Genomic DNA, 24,981 nt, shown 5'->3' on the forward strand with positions numbered 1-24,981 from the left:
ACACCAATCGAGATCTTCTTACTTAATCTACGTCACTAAATTCGTTCAAGTTATTTCTTGCAATCTGCCAAAATAATAAAGTGCGTCACGACAAAACACTTCAACTTGTTCGGTTCTCGCGTAACATCTGCACGGCTAAATAAGTAAACAAAATGCTGATCCCTGTAGCTGTAAGTAATAGTAACGCGGCACCAACATTGCCTACCAAAACGGAGGCACTCACAATCCCAGACGCTAAAATAGCGCCAATCGGCCGAATCGCGGCACTAAAACCACTATAAGCGCCAATTTTTTCTGGGTTCATCATTTCAGCGCGCAGAGACTGACTGGCTGGTGTGACAATCATTTCGCCAAGTGTCAAAATCACGGTAAAAACCATAAGTGGCCAAAAGTCCGTTAACAAGAACATGATGGCAAAACCGCCACCCTGTAAGGCGGTACCGACCGCACTCGCTTTCATTTCAGACCAATGTTTAAATAGTTTAGTCATCATGCCCATCATCAAGACAATCATGAAGGTGTTGACCATGGTCACAATAGACAGCATCCGTTGCCCAAAAATCTCAACACCAGCGATATCAATCGTATGGAATGTTTGGGATAAATGTGCGGCAAGATAATAATCTGGTGACGTGAAAATAATCGTTGCCCCAATACTTGCGATCATAAATTTCATATAGCGACGATCTGCAAATACCGTTCGGTAACTTTTCACCGCTGCCCAAACCGACTGACCATGGGTTGGCCGCTTGTCCTTGGGTAAGGTTTCAGTAATCCATACGAGGACAATAATAAGACTAATCAAGGCCCCAATGGCGGTGCCAATCAAAAGTTGGAAGCGCGCCGTTTTGAAAAACCAACCACCCAGTCCTGCGCCAATCATCACCGCTAAATTGATAACCCAATAAATCATGGCATAAATGAACTTACGATTTTTCACCGTCGACACATCAATCATCATGGCTTCTTCAGCTGGAGAGGCAAAACTTAATCCCACACTCGCCATCAAGAAACCGAAAAACGTGATGTAGGGATTAATATATAGTGGTGAATTCATCACGGCAGCTAGCAAATAGCCTAATGTCATTAAGCCAATTCCAGCAATCATAACCCGCTTACGTCCCCACAAATCCGCCAGATGACCACCATATAAGCCAGCCAGAAAACCAGCTACTTGGACAAGGACTAACAAAGTCCCCGTCAAAAAAGCACCAAAATATCCCACATAATAAATGGTCATATTGGGGCCGACCGAGGAACCAATCGCGACTGTAATAAACATCATCACAATGCGTAATTGAATATTTCGATCAAGTTTAAAAAAATCAGCCATCCGGCGCTCCCTACTTTCTTATTGCGACAAAATAAAAGAAATATGGCGTCAAAAAACCATATCTCTACTTTTTTCATGCTAAACGACAATTAGAACAAACGTGCTTTCGCTGTGTGTAATAAGTCGTTATCATCAAAGCCTTTTGCAGTGTTATTAGCCAGCGCCTCATCGAAACGCACCCAACGAACCGCCACCACTTCAGCGGTTTGTAATTGAAAGGTCACCGGCTGATCCGGTAATTTGATGGCATACCAATCTTCAATCCAGTCAGTATAGCGCAACGTCTCAATAAACACCAGCTCGTCAGCTGAAACAGCTAGCCCAAGTTCCTCGAATAATTCCCGCACTAGCGCTTGCTGACTTGTCTCACCAACTAAAACAGCCCCACCCGTATCAGCGGTCCATATCCCAGGATGGCTCAACTTATCAAAAGCACGCTGCTGTAACAACACATCACCCTTTGAATTAAATATCAATCCATTAGTCACCAAATGGTAGTCCCCAGGTTGTAGTTGTTGGCCACGTTGATGCGTTCGTCCCGTACGTTCTTTTTGCGCATTATAGACGTCCAAGTATTCACCTAATTTATCTGCGCGATAATCACTCATTTGTATAGTACCTCTGCTAATGCTTCCCGTGTCGCAACCAGATAATCCGGTTCGGATTGTTTCAACGTTTCTTGTGTATGCGCACCCCAAGTCACTGCAATGGTTGTCATTCCAGCTGCATTCCCGGCATCGATATCAAAGGTTGCATCGCCAACCATCACCGCTTCATTCGCAGATAATTGATATTCTGCTAGCGCTTGCTGTAACCCACCTGGTGCTGGCTTATAAGCCACGACGCGATCTGAACCATATATCGCCGTAAAATATTTGTCCAAAGATAACATGGCCAAATTCCGTTGCGCCACAGCTGATTTTTTACTCGTCATCAAAAATAGTTGCTGCCCAGCAGCCACTAATTGGGTTAACAATTCCGGGATTCCTGAAAAGGCCTGAATTGTCTCAGCTGATTCCCCAGCTTGATAAGCCGATCTAAAAGCGGTGAATAACTGCTGTAATGTCGTCTGATCCATGGGATCCTGTGCTAACAATGGAAACGACGTTTCAATTGGTATCCCTTGATATTGAATAATGTCTGCTGCCGTTGGTATCGGAAAATCCATTTGTGCAAAAGCGGCTTGCGTGGCATACACAGCTAATTTTTCTGTATTGGCCAAGGTGCCATCAAAATCAAAGAAAACTGCCCGATACTGCGTTGCCGCCGTCATGCTTGCAAAACCGCTGCAAGATCATCAAAATAACGACCCACTTCACTTACTTGGTGGGCATCTGAGCCATACACCACGTCAATTCCCATATCGCGAGCAGCCGTTACAACATTAAACTGCGGATAAGTTGCGCCATTTTCAACTTCACTCAGGCCGGCTGCATTAAATTCTAACGCATAACCGCGTACTTGCATCATTTGGAAAATATCCCCAATCATACGATAGATATCGTCCGCATAATCTGGCAAATCTAACACCTTTTGGAATTTTTTAACCAGTCCAAGATGTCCGATTGCCACCGGTACATCAACCCCTAAAACGGCTTCAACACTCTGCGCAACTGTTTCAAAATAGCGGCGATAGAATGCTTGTGGGTCTTGTAACAACGTGGCGAAGTGTGTCGTCAGCAATTCTGCCGAATAATCAATGGGTGTCACGTCGCCTGAATCATCCGGTAGCAAATGAACAGCTAGGATAATTTCGTCAAACCAGTCACGATTTTCTCGTAAAAATGTGCGCAATTGACGTTCTTGACCCACCACATAATCCACTTCTAAACCGCGCTTGATTTGAATTTTATCCCCACACTTGGCGATTAACCGTGCGGTTTCAGCCTTTACATGTGCAAGATCATCTTGACTAACCACCGGATAGTCAGCTGGTAACGTCAGGTCTTGCAATAACGGTGCATGTTCCGTAATCGTATAAGCGTCAAATCCTAACGCAATCGCCCGTTCAATATAGGCATCAAACGGTTCATCCGAATTTTGATGTGAAAACGGTGTGTGCGTATGACCGTCTTTTTTTAATAGCATGATACAGCGCTCCTTATCTCAATACGTTACCTTTATTTTACCGATAAGTATACAAAAAAGCGAACCAGAATAATCTGATTCGCTTGATTTGTACTGGTGGTACATTTTCTGTAATAAGCCAAATGGCTGATTACTTCAAAGGTGCCCAGTTCCAGTTAGTAAATTCTTCGATATCGTGACCTTCGTTACGTGTTACTTCGTAGTGCTTTGCCAAGATGTCTTCCATCTTAGTAATGAATGTAACAGCAGCGTCTTGATCAATCTTACCGTTAGCTGACAAGATTTCGGCAGCTTCCTTAGCTTGGTGGAAACGATCCAACTTTGAGTAAACACGCATGTCGTATGTTGTTGTGATGTCACCATCTTCACGGTAACCGTGAACGTATACATCACCACGGAACTTGCGTTCGAAGAAGAATGATTCAACCAAGTCTTCGAAGCCGTGGAATCCGAAGATAACTGGTGTATCAGCTTGGAAGAACTTGTTGAAGTCGTCGTCAGACAATTCACGTTCGCTGTTCAAGTAAGCTTCTGACTTCTTTTGCAAACGAAGCAATTCAACAACGTTGACATAGCGGAACTTAACTTCTGGGAAGGCTTGGTTAATCAACCACAAAGCAGCCAAAGTTTCGATTGTTGGTTCTGTACCAGCTGATGCGAATGTAATATCCACATCACCAGATGGTGCAGTAGATGCCCAATCGATGATCTTCAAACCTTCTGTAGCCAATTCTTCAGCTTCGTCAGCAGTGAACCATTGTTGACGTGGTTGCTTTGAGGCAACAATCAAGTTAACCTTTTGACGTTCTGAAAAGGCACGTGCTTGAACAGCCAACAATGAGTTACCATCGGCTGGCAAGTATTCACGGATGAAGTTAGACTTCTTTTCAGCCAAGTGTGTCAACATACCTGGGTCTTGGTGTGTGTAACCGTTGTGATCTTGTTGGAAGGCAGTTGATGTTGCAATCAAGTTCAATGATGGGTAATCATTACGCCATGGTTGTTCTGAAGCGTGACGCAACCACTTGAAGTGTTGTGTAACCATTGAGTCCACGACACGTAGGAATGATTCGTATGATGCGAAGATTCCAACACGACCAGTCAATGTGTAAGCTTCCAACCAACCTTCAGCTTGGTGTTCTGACAATTGTGAATCAATGATACGACCTTCAGGTCCTACGTATTGATCGTTAGGGAACTTTGTAGGTTCCATCCATTGACGTGTTGTTGTGTTGAAGAGATCCCACAAACGGTTTGACATTGTTTCATCAGGTCCGAAGATACGGAATGATGTTGGGTTCAACTTAGTAACTTCTTCCAAGTATGCTGAAAGAGTTGTCATGTCCATGTTTTGCGTTACTTTTGGCAATTCATGTCCACGGTTTTCGTTAGTAATGTCGTTTGTGAATTGACGCCAGTCTGGCAAGTCCAATGTCTTAGGTGCTTCACCGCGACGGCGACCACCATTAGTGATTGGGTTAGCAGACATACGCTTGTCACCCTTAGGTGCAAGTGCCTTCACTTCGTCCTTCAATGAACCATCAGCGTTGAACAATTCTTCAGGCTTGTATGAGTTCATCCATTCTTCGAATTCTGGCAATGTGTCAAGGTTGTTTTGATCCAAAGGCAATGGCACTTGGTGCGCACGGAATGAATCTTCGATAGGGTCACCGTTCTTGTCGTAACGTGGACCACCCCAACCCTTTGGCAAACGTGCAATAATTACAGGCCATGCAGGGATTGTACCATCTTCATACTTACCGTTTTCACGTGCATCCTTTTGGATAGCCAAGATGTCTTCGATCGCTTGGTCAAAGACCTTAGCAGCGATTTCGTGATACTTAGCATAGTCATGAATGTCATCGTTTTCGATGAAGCGTGGTGAGTAACCAACACCTTCAAAGAACTTTGTGATTTCTTCATGGCTCATACGTGAGAAGATTGTTGGGTTTGAAATCTTGAAGCCGTTCAAATCCAAAATTGGCAATACGGCACCATCGTTCTTAGCGTTCAAGAACTTTGATGACAACCATGAAGTCATTGATGGACCTGTTTCAGCTTCACCATCACCAACAACGGCGAAAGCGATTTGGTCTGGGTTATCCAAAACGGCACCGAATGCGTGTGACAATGAGTAACCCAATTCACCACCTTCATGCAATGAACCTGGTGTTTGCGCTGTCATGTGTGATCCGATTCCACCAGGGAATGAGAAACGCTTGAACAAGCGGCTCATACCAGCCAAATCTTGTGTGATTTCTGGGTAATCTTCAGTATATTCGCCATCCAAGTACGCGTTAGTAACCATAACTTGGCCACCGTGTCCAGGACCACCGACATAGAACATGTTCACGTCATACTTGTTGATCAAACGGTTTGCGTGTGCATACAAGAAAGTTTGACCTGAAATTGTTCCCCAGTGACCGATAGGCTTAACTTTAACGTCTTCGGCTTGGATTGGTGTGTTAGTAACTGAGAACAATGGGTTGCTCTTCAAGAAGATCATCCCTGCTGACAAATAGTTGGTTGCACGCCACCACTTATCAACGAGTTCCAAGTACTCTTTTGAATCGAAATCTACCATGAGATTAAGTACTCCTTATTATTTTGAGAGAATCGTAAACCACGAATCTTTCTCCGTTATTTACTCTTTCAGTATAACCGATTTGCCTAATTTATTCAAGATAACGCATCTGATTGGTTGATTATTTTTTCAAATTTGGTTGGCGCAACACAAACATTGGTGCGGTCCAATTATTTTTAAGACAAATAAAATAGCAACAGGCGATTGCCCTGTTGCTATTCTGAATCAATGCTGACAAACGCATTGTACCGTAAATATTTATAATGCAACCGCATGTTTGAAAATTCTAATGGCGTGCCATCATCCATAAAGAAGATCCCTTCCATAATGCCAACTGGCTCTTTGTCCGACAATTCCAATAACTGTTGATCTTCAGCGTTGGACGGTTCCGCCATAATCGTCATAAAGGACTTGGTCACGGCTCGGTTTTTGGTGTTTTCCACGTACTCATAGACTGAACCGGACACGATTTCTTTGTTCAAACCAGGCAAAACATTGATTGGCACATAGCCGCGTTCAATCATGAAAGGCACCCCTTCCAAACGTCGCAACCGCTTAATTTCGTACACAAAGTCGCCATCATTTAAAAACAAAGCTTGCTGCTGGACAGGGGTTGCGGGAACCACTTGGAAATCAAGTAATTCAATACTTGGCGCTTTACCGTCTACCCGAAACGAGTCCGAGACCCCAAGATTTGACCCTTCATGTTGGAACAAGTCATGGTTTTTTAAATACAACGGGTTAACAAACGTCCCACTCCCCCGCTTTTTAAAAATCACACCTTGTTGTACCAGCACGTTTAACGCACGTTTGATGGACGAACGTGACACCTCATATTGCGCCGCTAACGTCCGTTCATCCGGTAATTTCAAGTCCGGAAAATCACCATTATAAATTTTTTGTTTTAAGTCCGCCTGTACGGTGACATAAATTGCTTCTGACATCATGCTAACTAGTATAGCATAAATTGGTTGGACCGCAATCCTTTTTGGGTACGCCAATTTGTGTTAGAATGGACATATCATGGCAAAGAAAAAAATTAAGAAAACACTTCCCGAACAGGTGATGGACAAGCATAACCTGGCTTACACACCCCTCACGCTAAATATCTTAGATAAAACAGCAGCTGAGCGTGATCAAATTCTTGCAGAATTTAGCGTCAAGCATGACGATATCTATAAGACTTTAGCGGCCACTGGTGATAAAACCGGCCCCGTCATTGCAGTGATTCCCATCACACAACATTTATCAATGAAAAAACTCGCGGCGGCATCGGGCAATAAAAAAGTTACCATGTTGCCCTTAAAGACCTTGCAGCAAACCACGGGTTATGTCCACGGGGCTAACAATCCAGTTGGGATTTGGCATACGAAGCATTTCCCAATTTTCATTGATTTGACTGCCCAGACCGCGCCTTACTTTTTAGTAAGTGCTGGTGAATTGGGACGCAGTGACCAAATCAATCCGGCCGATTTGGCGTCCTTAATCCATGCGCCTTTTGTCGATTTACTAGAAAATTAAGTTTAAAAAAAGACAGTCGTTAGACTGTCTTTTTTACCACCCAACGTTACCATTAGGGCCAGCGTTCATATCATCACGATACAACGGCGCCATTGGGCTAAACTTAAAGGTTGGTTTATTAAACATCAAGGTTGCCGTGCCGCGTGCACCAGCACGATTTTTTTCCAAAATAATTTCAATTGGCACCGCTTCTTCTTCGTCACGCGGATCTGAATCACCATCATCATCGCCACCATCGTTGCGATAGTAGTCATCACGATACAAAAAGGCGACAATATCCGCATCTTGTTCAATCGAGCCAGATTCACGCAAATCAGAAAGCACCGGTCGCTTATCCGTACGTTGCTCAACACCACGACTCAATTGTGCCAACGCTAAAATAGGCGTATGTAATTCTTTGGCTAACTTTTTAATCGCACGTGACACTTCTGAAACCGCCTGTTGGCGACTTTCTGTATTATTGGATTCAATCAGACCCAAATAATCAATAATCACCATGCCGATTGGATGTGGATTACTTGCGCGTTGATCTGGTGGTAATTCATTCACCAAATCTTTTTCAAGTTTACGTAACTTGGCGCTAATTTGGTTAATTTTAATCCCCGCCGTGTCGTCCATGTAGATTTGCATATTCGCCAATGATTGCATGGCTAATGTCAACGACTGCCAATCCTCTTGGGTCATCTGACCCGTTGTCAAATGACTGGAATCAATCGCACCTTCAGCCGCTACCAGTCGGGTCACCAAATCCACAGCACCCATTTCAAGACTGAACACAACCACTGGTACTTGCTCAGCTTTGGCCACATTTTTGGCAATATTTAACACAAAGGCTGTTTTTCCGACCGCTGGTCGCGCGCCCAACACAATCATTTGATCTTCACGAAAACCGTGGGTTAATTTATCTAATTCGGGATACCCTGTTGCTAGGCCAACCACATCATTATCATTGGCGACAGCTTGATCCAAATTAGCTTGGAAGGCTTGCAGCACGTCTTTAATCTTTTGAAAATCTTCATCACCACGATTCTCAGCCAAGTTATCCAGACTACGGCTTAATGTATCTAAGATTTCCTCACTCGGTGCCGCAGCATCATAGGCTAACGACATACTGCGCGTCAACGTCTCAATCATCCGACGTAGAATGGCCTTTTCACGCACGATATTGGCATAATGCTTTAAATTGGCCGATGATGCAGAAGATTCCGAGATTTCAGCTAAGTAAGCCATACCGCCCACATTATCTAATTGCTGTAAACTATTGAGTTTATCCTGAAGCGTGAGCATGTCAATCGGACGTTGTTCATCAACCAGCTGTTGCATCGCTTTAAAAATGGTTTGATGGGCTTGGCGATAAAAATCATCCGCTTCCAAAATGGCGCTCGCCGCTACCATCGCGTTATCAGATTTCACATCAAAGAAGATTGCGCCCAGCACCGCCCGTTCAGCATCGACATCTTGTGGGACTTGTCTATACTCGTATGCTTCTGGGTTATCCATGTTTAACCCTCGCTGACATGAACACGTAAGTCTGCGGTCACGTCACGGTGTAACTTGAGCGGCACTGTCGTGTAACCTAATGAGTGGATAGGATGGTTCAATTCAAGCTTACGCTTATCAATTTTTAGTTGCTTTTGATCAGCCAAAGCCGTCGCAATTTGCTTAGATGATACCGCACCAAAGAGGCGGCCATCCGCACCAGACTTGCCTTTGATTGTCACCACAAAGTCATCTGCTTCAATCTTTGCCTTCAGTGCTTGTGCTTCAGCTAATTGTTCAGCAGCTGCTTTTTCTGCTGCCTTCTGACGCCCCTTAACAGCACCCACATTTTTACCTGTGGCTGGTTCTGCTTTTTTATTCTTAATTAAGAAGTTATTAGCGTACCCATCTGGCACTTCCTTAACTTCCCCTTTTTTCCCACGACCCTTAACATCTTCTAAAAATACAACTTTCATGTGTTACTCCTTCAAAAAATAATTTCTTTCATAAACGACACACCGATGTAGACCAGGTTACTCTTCAACGTATTCTGCCAAAATTTTAAGCAACTGATCATTCACTTCGTCTGTTGTCGTGTCCGTCAATTGGGTAGCAGCATTTGATAGATGACCGCCACCGCCCATTGCCTCCATAACACGCTGGACGTTACGTTGTCCGGTTGATCGTGCCGAAATACCGACACGACCATCAGCCCGTTTGGTAATAACAAACGAGGCCTCAACGCCACTAATTTGCAACAATTCATCAGCTGCTTGTGCCGTAATCAGTCCAGAATAAACGCTATCTACCTCACCACAGACAATGGCATAACCGTCAGCCACAACCGCTAGGTTAATCAAATGCGCGCGCGCCTTGAAGTCTGAGAACTTCTCTTTCATAAAGAATTGAATTAAGTTACTGTCCGCACCGTTAGCACGCAAATAACTGGCGGCATCAAAAGTTCGTGAGCCAGTTCGTAACGTGAAGTTTTTGGTATCAATTTGAATCCCACCAAGCATTGCCGTAGCTTCTAACTTGGTAATTGGTGCATGACTTTGATCTTGGTACTGCAACAGCTCAACGACAAGTTCAGAAGTGGATGATGCATACGGTTCAACATAGGTGAGCAATGGTTTTTCAGCTAGCCCTTGTTCAGCTAAACGATGATGATCAATGACCACGACACGATTGCCCAACCGATCCAAAAGATTTGGTGCACTAGTAATTGAACCTTGCGCATGATCCACTAAAATCAAGAGCGTATTATCACGGACTAATTTCATGGCGCGTGCCTCATCAACAATGGAGTCATTGATATTTGACCCTGGGGCCATGATTTCGGGTGGGTTTTTACGGATTTCTGCCAGTAGCAACGTGATGTCACTATACACCGATTTTTCATCAACAATCAAAAAAGCCGGTTTATTTTTTGTTTGCGCCATCCGCCAAATTCCTAGTCCCGCACCGATAGCGTCCAGATCAGGGGTGACGTGACCAACAATCATAATATTATCAGCCTGTTCCATCAATTCAGCAATCGTCTGTGAAATCATCCGTGCACGCACACGCGTCCGCTTTTCCATTGGATTCGTTGCGCCACCGTAAAATCTCGCCGCAGCTTGCTTAGACTTCACCACAACTTGATCACCACCACGCCCCAAAGCCAAGTCCAGATTGGTTTGTGCCATTTTGGCCAGTTCAATAATGTCTTGCTCGCCATAGGCAATCCCCATAGACAACGTCACGGGTAAGTTTTGTTGCGCCGTCGCTTCACGAATCGCTTTTAGCACCGAAAACTTATCGTCTTCGGCAGCACGCAAGGAATCCTGATACCCAAACATCACATAGTGTACTGTACTGAGACGACGCAAATAGATCCGGTGAGCTGCCGCCCATTCTGACAAGGCGCCGGTCACATATGTGCGTAACGTTGAGGTTTCCGATTCGGTCATACCTTCGGTCACTTCTTCATAGTTATCGACTGAAATGAGACCACTAAATAATTGATGATCTTCGTACTCTTTGGCGATAGCCGCATATTCACTAATATCCATCATGTAGATGACACGCAAATTCTGCTGGACATAAAGTGAAAACTGCTTACCTTGCCACGTAATCGTGTTCGTCTCCCGTGCATCAGAATAATTTTTAATATCAGTGGCAAGTTGCGGATCCAATTGGGTCAACGTCAAGCCTAACACATCACGCTTATCAAGATAAGTTTGCATGTAAGGATTGATCCAGTCAATTTTTTCCGATGCATTTAAGAGAATAATCCCAATTGGCATACGAATCAAGGCTTCTTGTTCACTACGAGATATCCGATACCCCAACCCTGTCAAATATTCTTGGGCATTTTCATTGACTTCTTTTAGCGACTGCGCGGAATAAACCAAACCGATTAACACAACCACAATCCAGATTAACCCGAAAATCCAATTGACCAACAAGGCAAAAAATACACTCATGACACTGACAGATAACAACAGTAACGCGACGGTGCCTAATTTTGTGCTTTGAAAAAATATTGGTAACGTTTTAAAATCAAATAGTTTTTTCACAAGAAACCCCTATATCTTCCTCTATCATTTTGCCAAACCACTGTTATCTAGGCAAAATGCTCCTTGTACTATTTTACCACAGTTGCGATTTACCAAAATAAACAAAAAGAGACTCAGATAAAATCTGAGTCTCTCAATCGCGCGTCAAAGATTAGTCTTCTGTAACGAATGGCAACAAAGCCATGATACGTGCACGCTTGATTGCAGTTGTCACTTTACGTTGGTTCTTGGCTGAAGTACCAGTCACACGACGTGGCAAGATCTTACCACGTTCTGAGATAAAGCGTTCCAACAATTCTGTGTTCTTGTAGTCGATGAATTCGATGTGGTTAGCTGCAATGTAGTCAACCTTACGACGACGACGTGGGCCGCCTTGTGGGCGACGTGAACGTTGTGGACGTTCTGAATTTTGTGGACGTGAGTTTTGTTCTGACATGATTAAAGCTCCTTTCGTAGTGTTGTAAGTTATATTTTAAAATGGTAGATCATCATCTGATATATCAATTTCTGTTTTGCCGCTCGCCGCAAATGGGTTAGGGGCATCATTTGTTGGTGTTGTCGCTTGTGGGTTAGCTTGGCTAGCCGTAGCAAACGGATCAACGCCACCAAATGCATTATCACTTGGCGTACCGAATGACGCACCACCCTGATGAGATGGTTCTGACGACCCGTTTTGGGCACGTCGCTTATCACTTTCAGCACGTGATTCAAGTAATGAGAAATTATCAACGACAACTTCGGTCACGTAAACACGTTGTCCTTGGTTGTTTTCATAATTCCGTGTTTGCAAACGGCCTTCAATGGCAACTAGTGCACCTTTTCCAGTAAAGTTTGCAAAATTTTCAGCTGCTTTACGCCAAATCACGGCGTTAATAAAGTCAGCTTCACGTTCACCAGCTTGGTTGGTGAACTGGCGGTTAACCGCCAAACTAAACGTGCCGACTGCTGTACCCGATTGGGTATAACGTAATTCCACATCACGGGTCAATCGCCCAATCAATACTACTCGATTAATCATATCAAAAGCTCCTTCACCAGTGGAATCCCAGAATTATTCTGCGTCGCGCTTAACGATCATGTGACGCAAGATGTCTTGTGAGATCTTTGCCAAACGATCAAATTCGTTGATTGCTGCGTCGTCTTCTGCAGTGAAATCGATTACGTGGTATACGCCTTCGCGGTAACCAGCAATTTCATAAGCAAAACGACGTGTTGCCCAATCAGCTGACTTTGAGATTGTTGCACCATTATCAGTCAAGATACCATCAAAGCGTTCTACGAGCGCTTTCTTTGCATCCACTTCGATATCAGGGCGAACGATGTAAGTCAATTCGTATGATGTAGCCATGTTTTATTTCCTCCTTTTGGTCTCTGGCAGCCTTGGCTGCAAGGAGTGTACGCACTTTTGTGCGTTCACAATTATTAATTGTACTACAGAACAGCTATACATTTCAAGTGTTTCGCAGAATTAGCCACTTGGTTATTAAATAATACGTTGGTGATTAGCAAATCACTTAATCTTCTGGCACAAAATCAATTTCCGCTAAGGCTTCTTCTAACGTATCAATAAAATCAGGGTCTTGTAATTGCGCTAAAATCTGATCATCTGATCGGCCAGACATCCCCGCATGGATGTTAGCCACAATCCCATCCCACATTGCATCCGCTTCACGCGCTAATTTCACTGTGCCATAGCGCGCTCTTGCAAGACGTTGATTATTTTTTTCGACTTGAAACGCATAAGCTTTGTCGACAACCGTTGCCACGCTTTGTGCTGAAATAGCGGCTTCTAACGCGCGACGAAAGGTTTGCTGTTGCATAACATTTTCCTCCACTACCTAGCATTACTGACTTTATTATAAGAACATACGTTCGCATTGTCAACAGTGACCTGTCCCAGAAACAATTAACCGGCAGGCCGGAAGGGATTATATACCCGACCATGATCCACAAACAGTAGCAGCACGCCGATAGCAACGACAACAATAGCCCCCATCACAACCCCGACATCACGCAGTCGAAATGGTTGTTCTTGATACCACGTACGGCCTTTTTCACGACCAAATCGGCGCAATTCCATGGCCTGACTAATCGTATCAATGCGATTTAGGCTGGTAAAAACGAGCGGTAAAATAATTTGTACTGCCCCTTTAGAACGTGCCCATAGCGAGGCCTGCTTAGAAATCTCATATCCCCGTGCCTGCTGAGCCAAACTAATGGTCCGGTAATCACTTTGAACATCTGGAATATAGCGCAATGTAATCGCAAATGCGTACGCAATTTTATAAGGCACTCCAATCTTGTTCAAACTGGCGGCAAACTCGCTCGGATTCGTCGTAAATAACAAAATAATGGCTAACGGCAACGAGAACAGGTATTTCAACAAGAGATTTAACTCATAGAAGACTTGCTCCTGTGTCAACGCCCAATACCCGTGACCAAGAAGCACATGGCGCGTGCCATAAAGTTGCACGCCGTACTGAGGTGCCAAAACCGCGACCATCACCAAGTTAATGACGGCAAAAAACAAAACTAATTTCAGCATGAAGGCATATTCACGATATTTAATTTTGGCACGCCGCAGTAATAAGATGGCCAAAATTCCCAGTCCCAATAAAAACCGTGGATCATACGAAATCATCCCAATCGTTGTCAAAGCTAAAAAACCAATCAACTTGGCAGTGCCTGTTGTTTGGTTTAACCATGTATCTCGTTGTTTGTATCCAAATAAGTTATTCATCGTTGCTCTCATGTGCTGGTTTTGATAAGTCTTTATTGTCTTCACCCAAAACAGATGCTGTGTGTTGTAATACGGCCGCGTTCAATTCCTCAGGATGGGCAATTTGTAAGCGGTTGGCTAACTGATAAATACTTGTCGTCCGCAAACTCGCGGCTTGTACCAGCGCTTCATCAGCTAATAATTCAGCCGGCGTGGTATCTGCTAATAGCTGGCCATCAACCACCACTAACGCACGCTGCACAAAATTAGCCAGCAAATGCATGTCGTGCGTAATCATGACAATGGTGACGTGTTCTTGACGATTGATAGCCGTCAAAAATGTCAACAATTCTTGTGTATGCGTGGCATCTTGACCCGCCGTTGGTTCATCTAAAATAAGAATTTGTGGCGAAAGCACCAAAACCGCCGCAATCGTCACACGCTTTTTTTGTCCAAAACTCAAAGCCCCAATTGGCCAATTACGCATCCCATCAAGATCAAGCAAGCGTAAAACTGACCGTACCTTTTGCTCAATCTCAACCGGTTCTACCTGTCGTAGCACCAAACCACTCGCCACTTCATCAAAAACCGTACTCTTTGTAATCATGTGATTGGGAATTTGTAACACATACCCCACCTGCTCGGCCCGTGTTTTAATTGATTGGCCTAAAACCGACTGCCCGTCCAGGCGAATATCCGCCGCATCAGGCATTAAAAAGCCGGTCAAGAGATGCGATAACGTGGTTTTACCGGAACCATTTTTGCCGACAATCCCAACAATTTTCCCACGATTGATGGTGAGATTCAGGTTTTGAAAGAGTGGCTGACGCTGATCGTAGCTAAAGTCAACATTTGACAACGTCAGTTGGGGTTGCTGGACAACGGTTGTTTGTACCGGTACACGTAATTTGGCAATCGCTGATTGGTGGGCTGCAACGTCGACTTTTTGTACATCAGCAACATGTGGCAAATGGGCCACATCAACTTGTGCCTGTCGTAACAGTTGCACATACAATGGCTCATCTAAGCCGTACTGTGGCAAGACGCCAGCTTGAATAATGGCAGTTGGCGTGTCATTGGCCACGATACGGCCTTCAGACATCACAATAATCCGATCCACATTGGCACGCAATACTTCTTCAATCCGGTGCTCGATAATTACCACCGTCAAATCGCGGTCTGCCTGTAACTGGTCAATCATGGTCATCGCATCCCAGCCTGCTGCTGGATCTAAACTGGATAAGGGTTCATCAAATAAGAGTAATTTGCCATCATCAACCAGCACCCCTGCCATGGCTGTGCGTTGTTTTTGACCACTGACAGCATTTGCGGTGCCAACTCTAGCCGATTACTTAAGCCAAAGCGCTGTGCCCATTTTGCCACTTCGGCTTTAATGCGGGCTACTGGCTGCTGATCATTTTCCAAAGCAAAGGCAATGTCTTCAGCGACCGTCAACCCAACAAATTGCGCGTCGGCGTCTTGTAAAACCGTTCCTGCCTGTAATGATAGTTCAAACAAACTCTGCGCTGAAATGTCGCGACCGTTAAGTGTCATTTGGCCCGAAATATCGCCCGCATAAGCATGGGGAATCAGACCATTCAGCAAACGCAGTAACGTGGTTTTACCGGAACCAGAAGCGCCGGCAATTAAAACTTTTTCGCCAGGGAAAATTTGGAAACTCACGTCATACAAAGTCGGTTCAGCTTGTGCATGATATTTAAATGTCACGTTTTTAAATTCAATGAGTGGTGTTGCCATAATGCCCCTTATTGATAAGATATGTACGCAAGCAACGCTTGCTGATTTACTCGCTACGCAAACTGCTCTTTTTTGGTCGCGACTTGACGTAAGCGATTAACAAAAGTGTGCCGATAACCGCCACGGAGGTGGTGTTCACGGCTGCTGCCACAACACCTTGCAAGAAAACTTTTTGAGCGGCTTCTTTGTAGATTAAAATGTCACCAAGTGGGGCGATAATCACCCAAGCAATGATATTGGCCACTGCTTGCCAAATGTTAAATTGAATGATTTTTTTAGTCGTTAATGTGCCATATTCCAAGGCAAGCGACTTTTTACTCAATCCTAATAGAAAACCAAAAACACCATCAGCAATTACCCAAGACCACCACGGCGCACCATAAGTGACCGCATCATTTAAGGTGTGCCCAATAATGCCCACCAGTAGGCCAACAACCGGCCCAAATAAACTCGCTATTAAGGCCAACCATCCTTCCGCCACGTTAATGGTGGTATTTGGTACGCCCGTTGGAATAGCAATAAATTTCATTAACACAAAGAATACGGCTGCCCCAATTCCTGTGGCAACGACTGACCGCACTGAAAAACCAGTTTTTTGTTGCTTTTTTTGCATATTACTCCCTCACTTTTTAGATCATGCCGACACTTTCGTTAAGGTAACCGCCCATTCAGGTCCAGCACCCACATGATACGTTTGTTCAAAACTACCCGTATGCACACCAAACGCCACAGTATAGACAGAATCAATATAAATTAGCAGTTCCCCTGGTGCCACGTCCGTAAACGTATGCACATAAGGTAAGACGTCATCAAACATGGTATGCCCTTGATGTTGAATTTGGACACGCAAGACATCCCCATATGCTAAACTGAACTTTTCAAATTCTTTTACTGGAATATTGGACCACAACGAGCCAAAATTAACATCAGTAATATCAATATTCCCAACTAACTGTGCAACCCCAGACGCCGTCGTTTGATAGCGCCCTGGTTGCATTGGCAACTTCACCAATTGGTCAACCGGCAATACTTGTTGGTAATCGGTGTACTGGATTTGACCACTCGCTAACTGTGCCCCATTGTAGGCATAAATATCACGACCATGAAATGTCGAAGACTTTTCTGATCCTGGTAACCGTTGTGTTGTTTCATCAATAACACGCGCACTCGCAATCAGCCCGTGCGCCAAAAGATGAGACAACGTCCCATTGTCCGGTGTCACAATATAATGGCCACCGGTTGTCTCAGCAATAATTGAGAGCCGCTTGGATCCTACACCAGGATCCACAACGGAGACAAATACCGTACCAGCTGGCCAATAACTAAATGTTTGAAACAACCGAAATGACCCTTCAAAAATATTAAACGGTGTGATGCCATGGGTCAGGTCACTAATGATTATATCACTAGCCACACCATAAGCCACACCACTCATTGAACTTACCGCCCCGTCCTGTAAGCCAAAATCCGTTTGTAAAACGAGATGATTGTTTGTCATATGATACGTTTGTCTACGCGATAGTCGCCACCTGTAGACTATTCCTTCCAATATATTGCCAATAAAAAGACCCTGTTAATCACTTTGATTAGCAGGGCGCGACAAACAGTCTGGTGTGCAGGCCAGCGTCCTGTTTGACGGTTAGTAGCCAAATAGTTGACTCGTCATCACTTTATTAACATATTGTTATTTTAAGATAGTTCTTATTTTATGCTAATTTATTTCTTAGTTTAGTCTGGCAAGATAATTTGGGTTGTTGGTCCTTGTGGGGCTTGTTCCGCTTGCTGTTCTTGCACTAAATAACTTGGGAATAATGTGAGCGACTTCTCAGTAAAGCCGACCATTGATGAGCCTAAAATACGCGTGATTAATTCCAACAAACGCGCTTCAAATGTCGGTTCATCAATTTGTTCAATTTCCGGCTTCAAGGCTTGTTGATACATATTGATGTGCACGTGTGGCATCAAGGCGTATTCGCGCCCGATTAGGGCGGCCCATTCTTCAAATAATTCGCCCGGAATTTCGTCATCATCGTTCACGATTGGCATGAAGTTAACACTAAACGTATTATTAGCTTCGCCTTCAACGTCAAACTCTGCTTGCGTGATGCGGCCCTCCGTTATTTCTGTCGCATAGTCAAAATCATAAACACGACGTTCGTCGAACAAGTGGATAAAACCAGCCGTTGCTTGATCCTCACTAGCGGTATCAACAACACGCAAAATACGATCACGCTGGCCGCTAAAAAGTTGTTGTGTAAAGTATGGCATGCTTTATTACTGACCTATCTTTCATCAGAAAAGAGGTCGTTTCCTCCAATACATTTGTTACCCAATTCTAACACAGGCATACAAAAACTGCTATGTCCAAGACAACGACACGCTGCTTAACACATGTAAAAAAATCGCCCAAGTGTGGACGATTTTTTTGATTATAATACTGTGAAGTCGAATACTTTACGACCAGTAATCTTACCAGCCTTCATTTCATCAATCACTTCGTTCATGTCGGCAAAGGCAACCTTTTCAACGATTGGCTTAACCTTACCTTCGGCACCAAATTGGAAGGCTTCCTTCAAGTCGGCACGTGTACCAACCAATGAACCACGTACTTCAATACCATCCAAGACTGTCTTGGCAATGTTCAAAGCCATGTCACCTTGTGGCAAAGCAACCGCCACTAACTTACCCATTGGACGTAGTGAATCAACGGCTTGATCAAAGGCAGCGGCGTTAACGGCTGTCACTTGCGCATTGTGCACACCACCAGTAGCCTTTTGAACTTCAGCTGCGACATCATCAACCTTCTTACGGTTGATCAATACTTCAGCACCGTTTTCTTGTGCGGCAGCCAACTTGTCATCGTTACCATCAATAACAGCAACATGTGCACCAAAGACATTGTGGGCATATTGAACGGCCAAGTTACCCAAACCACCAGCACCATGAACTGATACCCATTGTCCTGGCTTTGTTTCACCGACCTTCAATGACTTATACATTGTCACACCGGCACATGTAATTGATGTTGCTTGTACTGGGTCCAAACCTTCTGGCACCTTAACGGCGTACTTGGCGTTCACAACAGCTTGTTGTGACATCGCACCATCAATTGTGTAACCTGAGTTGCGTACCTTACGGCAGAATGTTTCGTTACCTGTCACACAGTAGTCACACACACCGCAGGCGTCAAAGAACCAAGCGATTGAAACACGATCACCAATCTTGAGGTAATCACTGGCACCTTCAGCCAACTTTGACACACGACCAACACCTTCGTGACCGATAACACGACGGAACTTACCATTACGTTGTCCAAGTTCATTTGGATTACCAAAATCAGCATTCGCCACATGCAAATCAGTGTGGCAAAGGCCAACATATTCAATATCAACTAATGCTTCACCAAAGGCTAATGGCTTTGGTTCCCAATCTTCAATCAAATCAACATATCCATCTGGATTTTCACGTACAACTGCTGCTTTCATGTTAAGCATACTCCTTTTACATGTGAATTATTTTACAAATAAATTGTACCTGTTTTTCGCGTATTTGTAAACTTTTATTATGACAAATTGGCATTAATTTTTTATTACGTGAAAAAAATCACGATTACTTACAAAATAAAAGTATCACCGAAGTGACACTTTTTAGTCAAATGTGAGCACAAGTTTACCCAGTACGTGTTGGCGCGTTTGAAAATCGCGGACGTTCTCTGCATTAAATGGGCGTGTGTCCGCAATGTTCACGATCACCTGGCCTTGGGCTACTAACACCAATAATTCAGCGAGCTGTTTACCGTTAGATTGCAAATAACCCATCGTCACGCGCGGATCAGCCATAGTATCAACCAATGACACCAATCGCCCAGTTGGCTTCAAAACGGCCAATGACGTCTGCAAGGTATCACCGCCAATCGTATCTAAAATCACATCCACGCCTGCCGGTATCGCTGCTTGCAGCGACGTCGTTTGGCTATCAATGACCTGCAGTGTCGGATCAACGGCCTGCACAACGGCTGCTGCTGCCTGACCACGGACTGTCGTATAAAGCGTTTGTACCCCAAGCCACTTCGCAACCTGGATAGCTGTGAAACCAACCGAACCAGCACCGCCTTGAATGAGTACCGTATCCCTTGGCTGAACCGCTAAGTCTTTGGTTATCATTTGATAACCAGTTTGCCCACCCAGTACCACCGCAGCCGCTTGGACATCACTTACTGCGTCGGGAATTTTAGCAAGTAAGGATTGCCCAACTGGCACAAATTCGGCATAGCTTTTCAAATGTGTCGATGCCGCCACGCGGTCACCAACTGCAAATGCCGTCACTTCAGCGCCAACCGCCACGACAACGCCTGCCACTGATGACCCTGGAATGAGCGGTGTTGCCTTATCTGTTCCCATCAATCCTTGCCGAAACTTCACATCATAAGGGTCAATTGCCGTCGCCCGTTGTTTCACCAATACCTGTTTGGGTTTAATCATCGGCATTGCTGCCGCTAGGTTATCGACCAAGACCGTCGGTTCCCCATAATTTAACATTTCTACTGCATACATGGTATTCACACTTTCTTTATAAGCCGTTACCCCATTGTATGCCAAATCCTGCTAAATGTCCTCGGATTTGCTGTCACAAAGTGCATCAAAAAAAGGCGCCTCAGTTAACCCGAAGCACCTTTATGACTCGCCTAAATTAGGCTAAATATTTAGCTTTAACATCAGCCATTGTCGCTAAGACCTTGTCTTTCTCCAATACGACTAACATTTCTGGCAAGTTTGGTCCTTGCACTTCATGTGTTGTCGCAATACGAATTGGATTCCACAAGTTACGGCCCTTGATTTCAAGTGTGCTTTGAATCTCACGAATCACTGCCATGTAATCTTCTGCAGTCGCTGATTCTGGCAAGGCTGTGTAAGCTTTTTCCCAGGCTGCAAAGACCTGACGGCCTTCATCAGATGTGAGATAATCGACCATTTCATCCGTAATATCACTTAATTCAAAGAATGGGCGACGCACTAAGTCAACAATTTCGCGTGTATAGGAAATCCCTTCCACACCGGCAACCTTAATGACTTGTGTTAACCAATCGCGCTTCGTTTCGGCATCTTCTGCGCTAATTAAGTCCGCATTGACCAATTCTTGAATCAATTGTGGCATCACTTGATCCAAATCACGACGCATCCATTGGTTGTTAATCCATTCTAACTTCTTTTGGTCAAACTTCGCGTTGGCCTTTGACAAACGGTTCTCGTCAAACATTTGTGTGAATTCTTCAAGGGAGAAGATTTCGTCTTCACCCTTTGGTGACCAACCAAGCAAGCCAATAAAGTTCACCATCGCTTGTGGTTGATAGCCCAAATCCTTGTATTGTTCCACGAATTGCAACACATTTTCGTCACGCTTTGATAACTTCTTGCCGGTTTCACCGTTGATAATCAACGCCATGTGACCAAACTTTGGCATATCCCAACCCAACGCTTCAAAAATCATCATTTGCTTTGGTGTGTTTGAGACGTGATCATCCCCACGTAACACGTGAGAAATCTTCATCAAATGATCATCGACAACCACCGCAAAGTTATAGGTTGGCATCCCATCGGCTTTTTGAATCACCCAGTCGCCACCAATTTCCTTGGCACCGATTTCGATATGACCCTTAACAATGTCATCCCAAGCATAAACTTTTTCTTCTGGGACACGGAAGCGAATCACGGGCTTTAACCCTTGCGCTTCAAATTCCGCATACTTGGCTTCGCGTTCTTCATCCGTCAAACCTTCATATTCATAAACGTAATGTGGCGCTTGCTTAGCGGCTTGTTGTGCTTCACGTTCAGCAGCCAATTGTTCTGATGTCTTATATGACTTATAAGCCAAGCCCTTAGCCAACAATTCATCAATAAAGGGTTGGTAAATGCCTTGAGCGTTACGTTCAGATTGGCGGTATGGGCCATAAGCACCTGGCTTTTCTGGTGATTCATCCCAGTCCAAACCAAGCCAAGCCAAGTTTTCTAATTGTGACTTTTCACCGTCAGCGATGTTACGTGCTGAATCAGTATCTTCAATCCGAATAATGAATTGGCCATTGTAGTGGCGCGCAAAAAGCCAGTTAAAGATTGCGGTACGCGCGTTACCAATATGTAAATGTCCTGTTGGTGATGGGGCATAGCGAACACGAATGTCTTCTGTCATGTGATATAAAGCGTTAGACAAGTGGTTTGGCTAACGCATTTCCTCCTCAGTTATACGGTTTATCCCGTTATTTATCTACTCTATTGTACAACATTACCCCGACAAAATTCCAATTGGCCACATATTCGCAAAACAAAAGGCCAGGCGGCTAACCTGACCTGCAAACGTTATCGATTTAATGACGCTGAGCGTGGATTGGCGCATCTTGTTGCCGTACCAAACGTCTCAGTAACCGTACCCAGTGGTATAGCACCCATCCTAGACCGGCCATGATCACCAGCAATATCGCCATAACGGCAATTTTCCCCCACAAAATTAGGGCATCGCTAAGCCCAACTACTAACGTCAGCCAGCCTAAGCCGACTTGGATAACGCCTAACATCGTGGTTATCAGCACACCTAACCACCAACGTCCCCGATAACCTGTTCCACGTGAAACATAACGATATAACCCATTATGCATCAAAATAAATAGATCACCAGGAATCAGATCCCACATATTACCCCCTTTAATCTAAGGCTAATTGCAACGCTTCCCGCAATGTGGCGACGCCAATTACTTGAATCCCTTCGGGTAAGGTAACACCATTCAAGTTGTTCTTTGGCACAATCGCCCGTTTAAAGCCGAGCTTGCGCGCTTCCTTCAACCGACTTTCAATATCAGCGACGCTCCGGATTTCCCCAGTTAACCCGATTTCACCGACAAAGACGTCGCTTGGCCGCGATTCTTTATCGTGATAAGAACTGGCCAGCGCCACGGCAATCGCCAAATCAATTGCTGGTTCATCCAGCTTGACCCCACCGGCAGCTTTCAGATAAGCATCTTGATTTTGTAACAAGAGATTGGCGCGCTTTTCCAAAACGGCCATAATTAGCGACACGCGGTTACGATCTAATCCGGATGCCGTCCGTTGCGCATTCCCAAAGACGGTTGGCGTCACCAAAGCTTGCAACTCCACTAAAATCGGCCGTGAGCCTTCCAAGGCGACCACAATGGCCGAACCAGTTGCGCCAGCTAATCGTTCTTCCAAAAAGATTTCTGATGGGTTGGCGACTTCAATCAAACCGCCGTCACGCATTTCAAAAATACCCAATTCATTGGTGGCACCAAAACGATTTTTCACCGCGCGTAAAATGCGGTACTTATAGTTACTATCGCCTTCAAAATAGAGCACCGTATCGACCATATGCTCCAAAATCTTTGGTCCAGCAATTGCCCCATCTTTAGTCACGTGACCAACGATAAAAATAGAAATGTTATTGGTTTTGGCAATTTGCAATAAATCTGCCGTGACTTCACGGATTTGTGACACGGAGCCAATGGCGGACGTCACGTCTGGTTCCTGCATCGTTTGCACTGAGTCAATCACGACAAAATCTGGTTGCAGCGATTCAATTTGCTTTTTAATCGCCGTCATATCTGTTTCTGGATAGAGGTAAAATTCATCATTCCCCACACCCAAGCGATCTGCCCGCAACTTTACTTGGGTGGCAGATTCTTCCCCAGTCACGTATAACACACGGCCTTCGTGGGCCAATTGTCCCGAAACTTGGAGCAAGAGGGTTGATTTCCCAATGCCTGGATCCCCACCAATCAACACCATTGAACCTGGAACCACCCCACCGCCTAACACGCGGTTCAGTTCTTTAAGGTTCGTGGCAACACGCGGTGTTTCCTCTGATGTGACCTCATTAATCTTTTCAACCTTAGCCGTACGACCGTCTAGGCTCACCCGACTTTTCCGGTCGTTGGTCTCTGGCATAATTTTTTCTTCGACAAATGTGCCCCATTCACCACAGTTTGAGCAGCGACCCAGATAGCGCGCTGACGTGAAACCACAGTTTGAGCAAATAAATTGTGTTTTAACTTTTGCGATAATGTCTCTCCTTTAGTTGTGTTAAAAAGTGTTTGGCTTGGGTTTGATACATCAAAAAATTGTCATTGCCACGCAAACTATCACGATCACGTGTGAAATGGCCTGTTTGTAACATGCACACGTATTCCGCTGCAAACGGCCAGTCAACAGACTGGGCACGTGATATTTCTAATTGGGTATCAAAATTCACGCGCCTAAAGTCCGTGCTCACGACACCAACAACATCATCTAATGTGAGCACTAAGTATTGTGCGACCATCCCTTGGGGGGTAAGTTGATAAGACTGACCGACAGTTCCAGTATTTAGAATGCGATGCATTTGAAAATGATTGTCCACTTGCGTCACAGCATCTGTGCGCATGATTTGCGCATGAATGTGGGCGTAAATCGCCATATCCGCATCGCGCCCTGTTAACATCTGATTGAAGTTTTCTTGTGGCGCATCAGCCAGTAGTGCATCACCATAATTTTGTGTGGGGGTGTGATGTGATAAGTGAAAATGGCGGCCAAAACGTTCAATCGTTGTCGCAATTGGTAATTGCTGAATTTGTGCTATCTCAGCGACTGTAAATTGCGCATAATCGCGCGCCATCCAATTTAAAAATGCAACTTCAGCGGCATCGTCAAAGTCAACCGCCGTTGCGCGCTCGTATTCTTGGTAACTCGATTCCCAATTACCTTGTAAAAACACTGTCGCATTTTCTTGATGCAATAGACGATAACTCGCAACCGTATTGGGGCCATAGGTGGCGATGTCTCCTAGTGACCAGAATTCAGTGACCCCTTGATTTTTTGCATCAGCAATAACCGCCTCTAAGGCGGTTAAATTACCATGTACATCTGCTAAAACACCTATTTTCTGTTGCATATGCGGC

Annotated in this window: 24 protein-coding genes and 1 pseudogene; 1 reads left to right on the forward strand and 24 read right to left on the reverse strand. The window is 44.6% G+C overall.

Annotated features, from left to right (window positions below; genetic code table 11):
* Positions 1 to 100 precede the first annotated feature (100 nt).
* The 6 genes from IE039_RS05450 to IE039_RS05475 all read right to left on the reverse strand — a co-directional run bounded on the left by IE039_RS05450 (position 101) and on the right by IE039_RS05475 (position 6,949).
* Positions 101 to 1,333, reverse strand: coding sequence for an MDR family MFS transporter (locus tag IE039_RS05450; RefSeq protein ID WP_189428866.1), 1,233 nt, complete (start codon positions 1,331 to 1,333; stop codon positions 101 to 103).
* A gap of 89 nt (positions 1,334 to 1,422) precedes the next feature.
* Positions 1,423 to 1,941 carry an NUDIX hydrolase gene (locus tag IE039_RS05455; RefSeq protein ID WP_019039774.1) on the reverse strand — a complete coding sequence of 173 codons (519 nt, stop codon included), beginning with the start codon at positions 1,939 to 1,941 and terminating at the stop codon, positions 1,423 to 1,425.
* On the reverse strand, positions 1,938 to 2,606 hold the full coding sequence (locus tag IE039_RS05460) for an HAD family hydrolase (RefSeq protein WP_019039773.1): 669 nt from the start codon (positions 2,604 to 2,606) through the stop codon (positions 1,938 to 1,940). Before IE039_RS05460 ends, IE039_RS05455 begins: the two co-directional genes overlap by 4 nt.
* On the reverse strand, positions 2,603 to 3,421 hold the full coding sequence (gene hisJ, locus IE039_RS05465) for a histidinol-phosphatase HisJ (RefSeq protein ID WP_019039772.1): 819 nt from the start codon (positions 3,419 to 3,421) through the stop codon (positions 2,603 to 2,605). The genes IE039_RS05460 and hisJ overlap by 4 nt, the downstream gene beginning before the upstream one ends.
* Positions 3,422 to 3,551: 130 nt before the next feature.
* Complete coding sequence (locus IE039_RS05470) at positions 3,552 to 6,005, reverse strand: phosphoketolase family protein (protein ID WP_189428867.1); 2,454 nt, start codon at positions 6,003 to 6,005, stop codon at positions 3,552 to 3,554.
* A gap of 215 nt (positions 6,006 to 6,220) precedes the next feature.
* Positions 6,221 to 6,949 carry a GntR family transcriptional regulator gene (locus IE039_RS05475; RefSeq protein ID WP_010000983.1) on the reverse strand — a complete coding sequence of 243 codons (729 nt, stop codon included), beginning with the start codon at positions 6,947 to 6,949 and terminating at the stop codon, positions 6,221 to 6,223.
* Between the two features lie 79 nt (positions 6,950 to 7,028).
* Between IE039_RS05475 and IE039_RS05480 the strand changes: the two genes are divergently transcribed.
* Positions 7,029 to 7,526: an aminoacyl-tRNA deacylase gene (locus tag IE039_RS05480; protein ID WP_019041636.1), complete on the forward strand. Its 498-nt coding sequence runs from the start codon at positions 7,029 to 7,031 to the stop codon at positions 7,524 to 7,526.
* A 33-nt stretch (positions 7,527 to 7,559) separates the two neighbouring features.
* Here IE039_RS05480 and dnaB read toward each other — a convergent pair whose 3' ends face one another.
* The 18 genes and pseudogenes from dnaB to IE039_RS05570 form a co-directional block, all read right to left on the reverse strand.
* On the reverse strand, positions 7,560 to 9,026 hold the full coding sequence (dnaB, locus tag IE039_RS05485; RefSeq protein ID WP_029510110.1) for a replicative DNA helicase: 1,467 nt from the start codon (positions 9,024 to 9,026) through the stop codon (positions 7,560 to 7,562).
* 2 nt (positions 9,027 to 9,028) lie between these two features.
* Complete coding sequence (gene rplI / locus IE039_RS05490; RefSeq protein ID WP_029510109.1) at positions 9,029 to 9,481, reverse strand: 50S ribosomal protein L9; 453 nt, start codon at positions 9,479 to 9,481, stop codon at positions 9,029 to 9,031.
* 57 nt (positions 9,482 to 9,538) lie between these two features.
* Complete coding sequence (locus tag IE039_RS05495) at positions 9,539 to 11,566, reverse strand: DHH family phosphoesterase (protein ID WP_189428868.1); 2,028 nt, start codon at positions 11,564 to 11,566, stop codon at positions 9,539 to 9,541.
* Positions 11,567 to 11,717: 151 nt separating this feature from the next.
* Positions 11,718 to 12,002, reverse strand: a complete 285-nt coding sequence (gene rpsR / locus IE039_RS05500) for a 30S ribosomal protein S18 (RefSeq protein WP_004904499.1) — start codon at positions 12,000 to 12,002, stop codon at positions 11,718 to 11,720.
* A 36-nt stretch (positions 12,003 to 12,038) separates the two neighbouring features.
* Complete coding sequence (gene ssb, locus IE039_RS05505; protein WP_010003904.1) at positions 12,039 to 12,584, reverse strand: single-stranded DNA-binding protein; 546 nt, start codon at positions 12,582 to 12,584, stop codon at positions 12,039 to 12,041.
* A 33-nt stretch (positions 12,585 to 12,617) separates the two neighbouring features.
* The gene (gene rpsF / locus IE039_RS05510; protein ID WP_010003903.1) at positions 12,618 to 12,914 is read right to left on the reverse strand and encodes a 30S ribosomal protein S6; all 297 of its coding nucleotides are present in this window, start codon (positions 12,912 to 12,914) and stop codon (positions 12,618 to 12,620) included.
* A 166-nt stretch (positions 12,915 to 13,080) separates the two neighbouring features.
* Positions 13,081 to 13,386 (reverse strand): hypothetical protein, encoded by a 306-nt coding sequence (locus IE039_RS05515; protein ID WP_010002910.1) that lies wholly within the window; start codon positions 13,384 to 13,386, stop codon positions 13,081 to 13,083.
* Between the two features lie 86 nt (positions 13,387 to 13,472).
* The gene (locus tag IE039_RS05520) at positions 13,473 to 14,306 is read right to left on the reverse strand and encodes an energy-coupling factor transporter transmembrane component T family protein (RefSeq protein WP_029510106.1); all 834 of its coding nucleotides are present in this window, start codon (positions 14,304 to 14,306) and stop codon (positions 13,473 to 13,475) included.
* Positions 14,299 to 16,043 (reverse strand): annotated as a pseudogene (locus IE039_RS05525) (ABC transporter ATP-binding protein). Before IE039_RS05525 ends, IE039_RS05520 begins: the two are co-directional and overlap by 8 nt.
* Before the next feature lie 46 nt (positions 16,044 to 16,089).
* The gene (locus IE039_RS05530) at positions 16,090 to 16,656 is read right to left on the reverse strand and encodes an ECF-type riboflavin transporter substrate-binding protein (protein WP_189428869.1); all 567 of its coding nucleotides are present in this window, start codon (positions 16,654 to 16,656) and stop codon (positions 16,090 to 16,092) included.
* 21 nt (positions 16,657 to 16,677) lie between these two features.
* A complete protein-coding gene (locus tag IE039_RS05535; protein ID WP_019040919.1) occupies positions 16,678 to 17,541 on the reverse strand; it encodes an SAM hydrolase/SAM-dependent halogenase family protein in 864 nt (287 codons plus the stop codon).
* 230 nt (positions 17,542 to 17,771) lie between these two features.
* The gene (locus IE039_RS05540; RefSeq protein WP_019040920.1) at positions 17,772 to 18,311 is read right to left on the reverse strand and encodes a hypothetical protein; all 540 of its coding nucleotides are present in this window, start codon (positions 18,309 to 18,311) and stop codon (positions 17,772 to 17,774) included.
* Positions 18,312 to 18,472: 161 nt separating this feature from the next.
* Positions 18,473 to 19,528: an alcohol dehydrogenase AdhP gene (gene adhP / locus IE039_RS05545; protein ID WP_029510101.1), complete on the reverse strand. Its 1,056-nt coding sequence runs from the start codon at positions 19,526 to 19,528 to the stop codon at positions 18,473 to 18,475.
* Positions 19,529 to 19,690: 162 nt separating this feature from the next.
* Positions 19,691 to 20,596: an NADP-dependent oxidoreductase gene (locus tag IE039_RS05550; protein WP_189428873.1), complete on the reverse strand. Its 906-nt coding sequence runs from the start codon at positions 20,594 to 20,596 to the stop codon at positions 19,691 to 19,693.
* 136 nt (positions 20,597 to 20,732) lie between these two features.
* Complete coding sequence (gene gltX / locus IE039_RS05555; protein ID WP_189428870.1) at positions 20,733 to 22,229, reverse strand: glutamate--tRNA ligase; 1,497 nt, start codon at positions 22,227 to 22,229, stop codon at positions 20,733 to 20,735.
* Between the two features lie 175 nt (positions 22,230 to 22,404).
* Entirely contained in the window at positions 22,405 to 22,728 is a 324-nt protein-coding gene (locus IE039_RS05560; RefSeq protein WP_010002503.1) for a hypothetical protein, read from the reverse strand.
* A gap of 10 nt (positions 22,729 to 22,738) precedes the next feature.
* A complete protein-coding gene (gene radA / locus IE039_RS05565) occupies positions 22,739 to 24,106 on the reverse strand; it encodes a DNA repair protein RadA (RefSeq protein ID WP_077281988.1) in 1,368 nt (455 codons plus the stop codon).
* Positions 24,093 to 24,974: a metallophosphoesterase family protein gene (locus tag IE039_RS05570; RefSeq protein WP_010002507.1), complete on the reverse strand. Its 882-nt coding sequence runs from the start codon at positions 24,972 to 24,974 to the stop codon at positions 24,093 to 24,095. The genes radA and IE039_RS05570 overlap by 14 nt, the downstream gene beginning before the upstream one ends.
* Positions 24,975 to 24,981: the final 7 nt, after the last annotated feature.

The organism is Leuconostoc lactis KCTC 3528 = DSM 20202 (genome assembly GCF_014651235.1).
GTDB classification, from domain to species: domain Bacteria; phylum Bacillota; class Bacilli; order Lactobacillales; family Lactobacillaceae; genus Leuconostoc; species Leuconostoc lactis.

What these genes read in the sequence shown, in the direction of transcription:
- IE039_RS05450 (WP_189428866.1), bottom strand. Translation starts at nt 1,333, where the DNA reads ATGGCTGATTTTTTTAAACTTGATCGAAATATTCAATTACGCATTGTG.
- IE039_RS05455 (WP_019039774.1), bottom strand. Translation starts at nt 1,941, where the DNA reads ATGAGTGATTATCGCGCAGATAAATTAGGTGAATACTTGGACGTCTAT.
- IE039_RS05460 (WP_019039773.1), bottom strand. Translation starts at nt 2,606, where the DNA reads ATGACGGCGGCAACGCAGTATCGGGCAGTTTTCTTTGATTTTGATGGC.
- hisJ (WP_019039772.1), bottom strand. Translation starts at nt 3,421, where the DNA reads ATGCTATTAAAAAAAGACGGTCATACGCACACACCGTTTTCACATCAA.
- IE039_RS05470 (WP_189428867.1), bottom strand. Translation starts at nt 6,005, where the DNA reads ATGGTAGATTTCGATTCAAAAGAGTACTTGGAACTCGTTGATAAGTGG.
- IE039_RS05475 (WP_010000983.1), bottom strand. Translation starts at nt 6,949, where the DNA reads ATGTCAGAAGCAATTTATGTCACCGTACAGGCGGACTTAAAACAAAAA.
- IE039_RS05480 (WP_019041636.1), top strand. Translation starts at nt 7,029, where the DNA reads ATGGCAAAGAAAAAAATTAAGAAAACACTTCCCGAACAGGTGATGGAC.
- dnaB (WP_029510110.1), bottom strand. Translation starts at nt 9,026, where the DNA reads ATGGATAACCCAGAAGCATACGAGTATAGACAAGTCCCACAAGATGTC.
- rplI (WP_029510109.1), bottom strand. Translation starts at nt 9,481, where the DNA reads ATGAAAGTTGTATTTTTAGAAGATGTTAAGGGTCGTGGGAAAAAAGGG.
- rpsR (WP_004904499.1), bottom strand. Translation starts at nt 12,002, where the DNA reads ATGTCAGAACAAAACTCACGTCCACAAAATTCAGAACGTCCACAACGT.
- ssb (WP_010003904.1), bottom strand. Translation starts at nt 12,584, where the DNA reads ATGATTAATCGAGTAGTATTGATTGGGCGATTGACCCGTGATGTGGAA.
- rpsF (WP_010003903.1), bottom strand. Translation starts at nt 12,914, where the DNA reads ATGGCTACATCATACGAATTGACTTACATCGTTCGCCCTGATATCGAA.
- IE039_RS05515 (WP_010002910.1), bottom strand. Translation starts at nt 13,386, where the DNA reads ATGCAACAGCAAACCTTTCGTCGCGCGTTAGAAGCCGCTATTTCAGCA.
- IE039_RS05520 (WP_029510106.1), bottom strand. Translation starts at nt 14,306, where the DNA reads ATGAATAACTTATTTGGATACAAACAACGAGATACATGGTTAAACCAA.
- IE039_RS05530 (WP_189428869.1), bottom strand. Translation starts at nt 16,656, where the DNA reads ATGCAAAAAAAGCAACAAAAAACTGGTTTTTCAGTGCGGTCAGTCGTT.
- IE039_RS05535 (WP_019040919.1), bottom strand. Translation starts at nt 17,541, where the DNA reads ATGACAAACAATCATCTCGTTTTACAAACGGATTTTGGCTTACAGGAC.
- IE039_RS05540 (WP_019040920.1), bottom strand. Translation starts at nt 18,311, where the DNA reads ATGCCATACTTTACACAACAACTTTTTAGCGGCCAGCGTGATCGTATT.
- adhP (WP_029510101.1), bottom strand. Translation starts at nt 19,528, where the DNA reads ATGAAAGCAGCAGTTGTACGTGAAAATCCAGATGGATATGTTGATTTG.
- IE039_RS05550 (WP_189428873.1), bottom strand. Translation starts at nt 20,596, where the DNA reads ATGTATGCAGTAGAAATGTTAAATTATGGGGAACCGACGGTCTTGGTC.
- gltX (WP_189428870.1), bottom strand. Translation starts at nt 22,229, where the DNA reads ATGACAGAAGACATTCGTGTTCGCTATGCCCCATCACCAACAGGACAT.
- IE039_RS05560 (WP_010002503.1), bottom strand. Translation starts at nt 22,728, where the DNA reads ATGTGGGATCTGATTCCTGGTGATCTATTTATTTTGATGCATAATGGG.
- IE039_RS05570 (WP_010002507.1), bottom strand. Translation starts at nt 24,974, where the DNA reads ATGCAACAGAAAATAGGTGTTTTAGCAGATGTACATGGTAATTTAACC.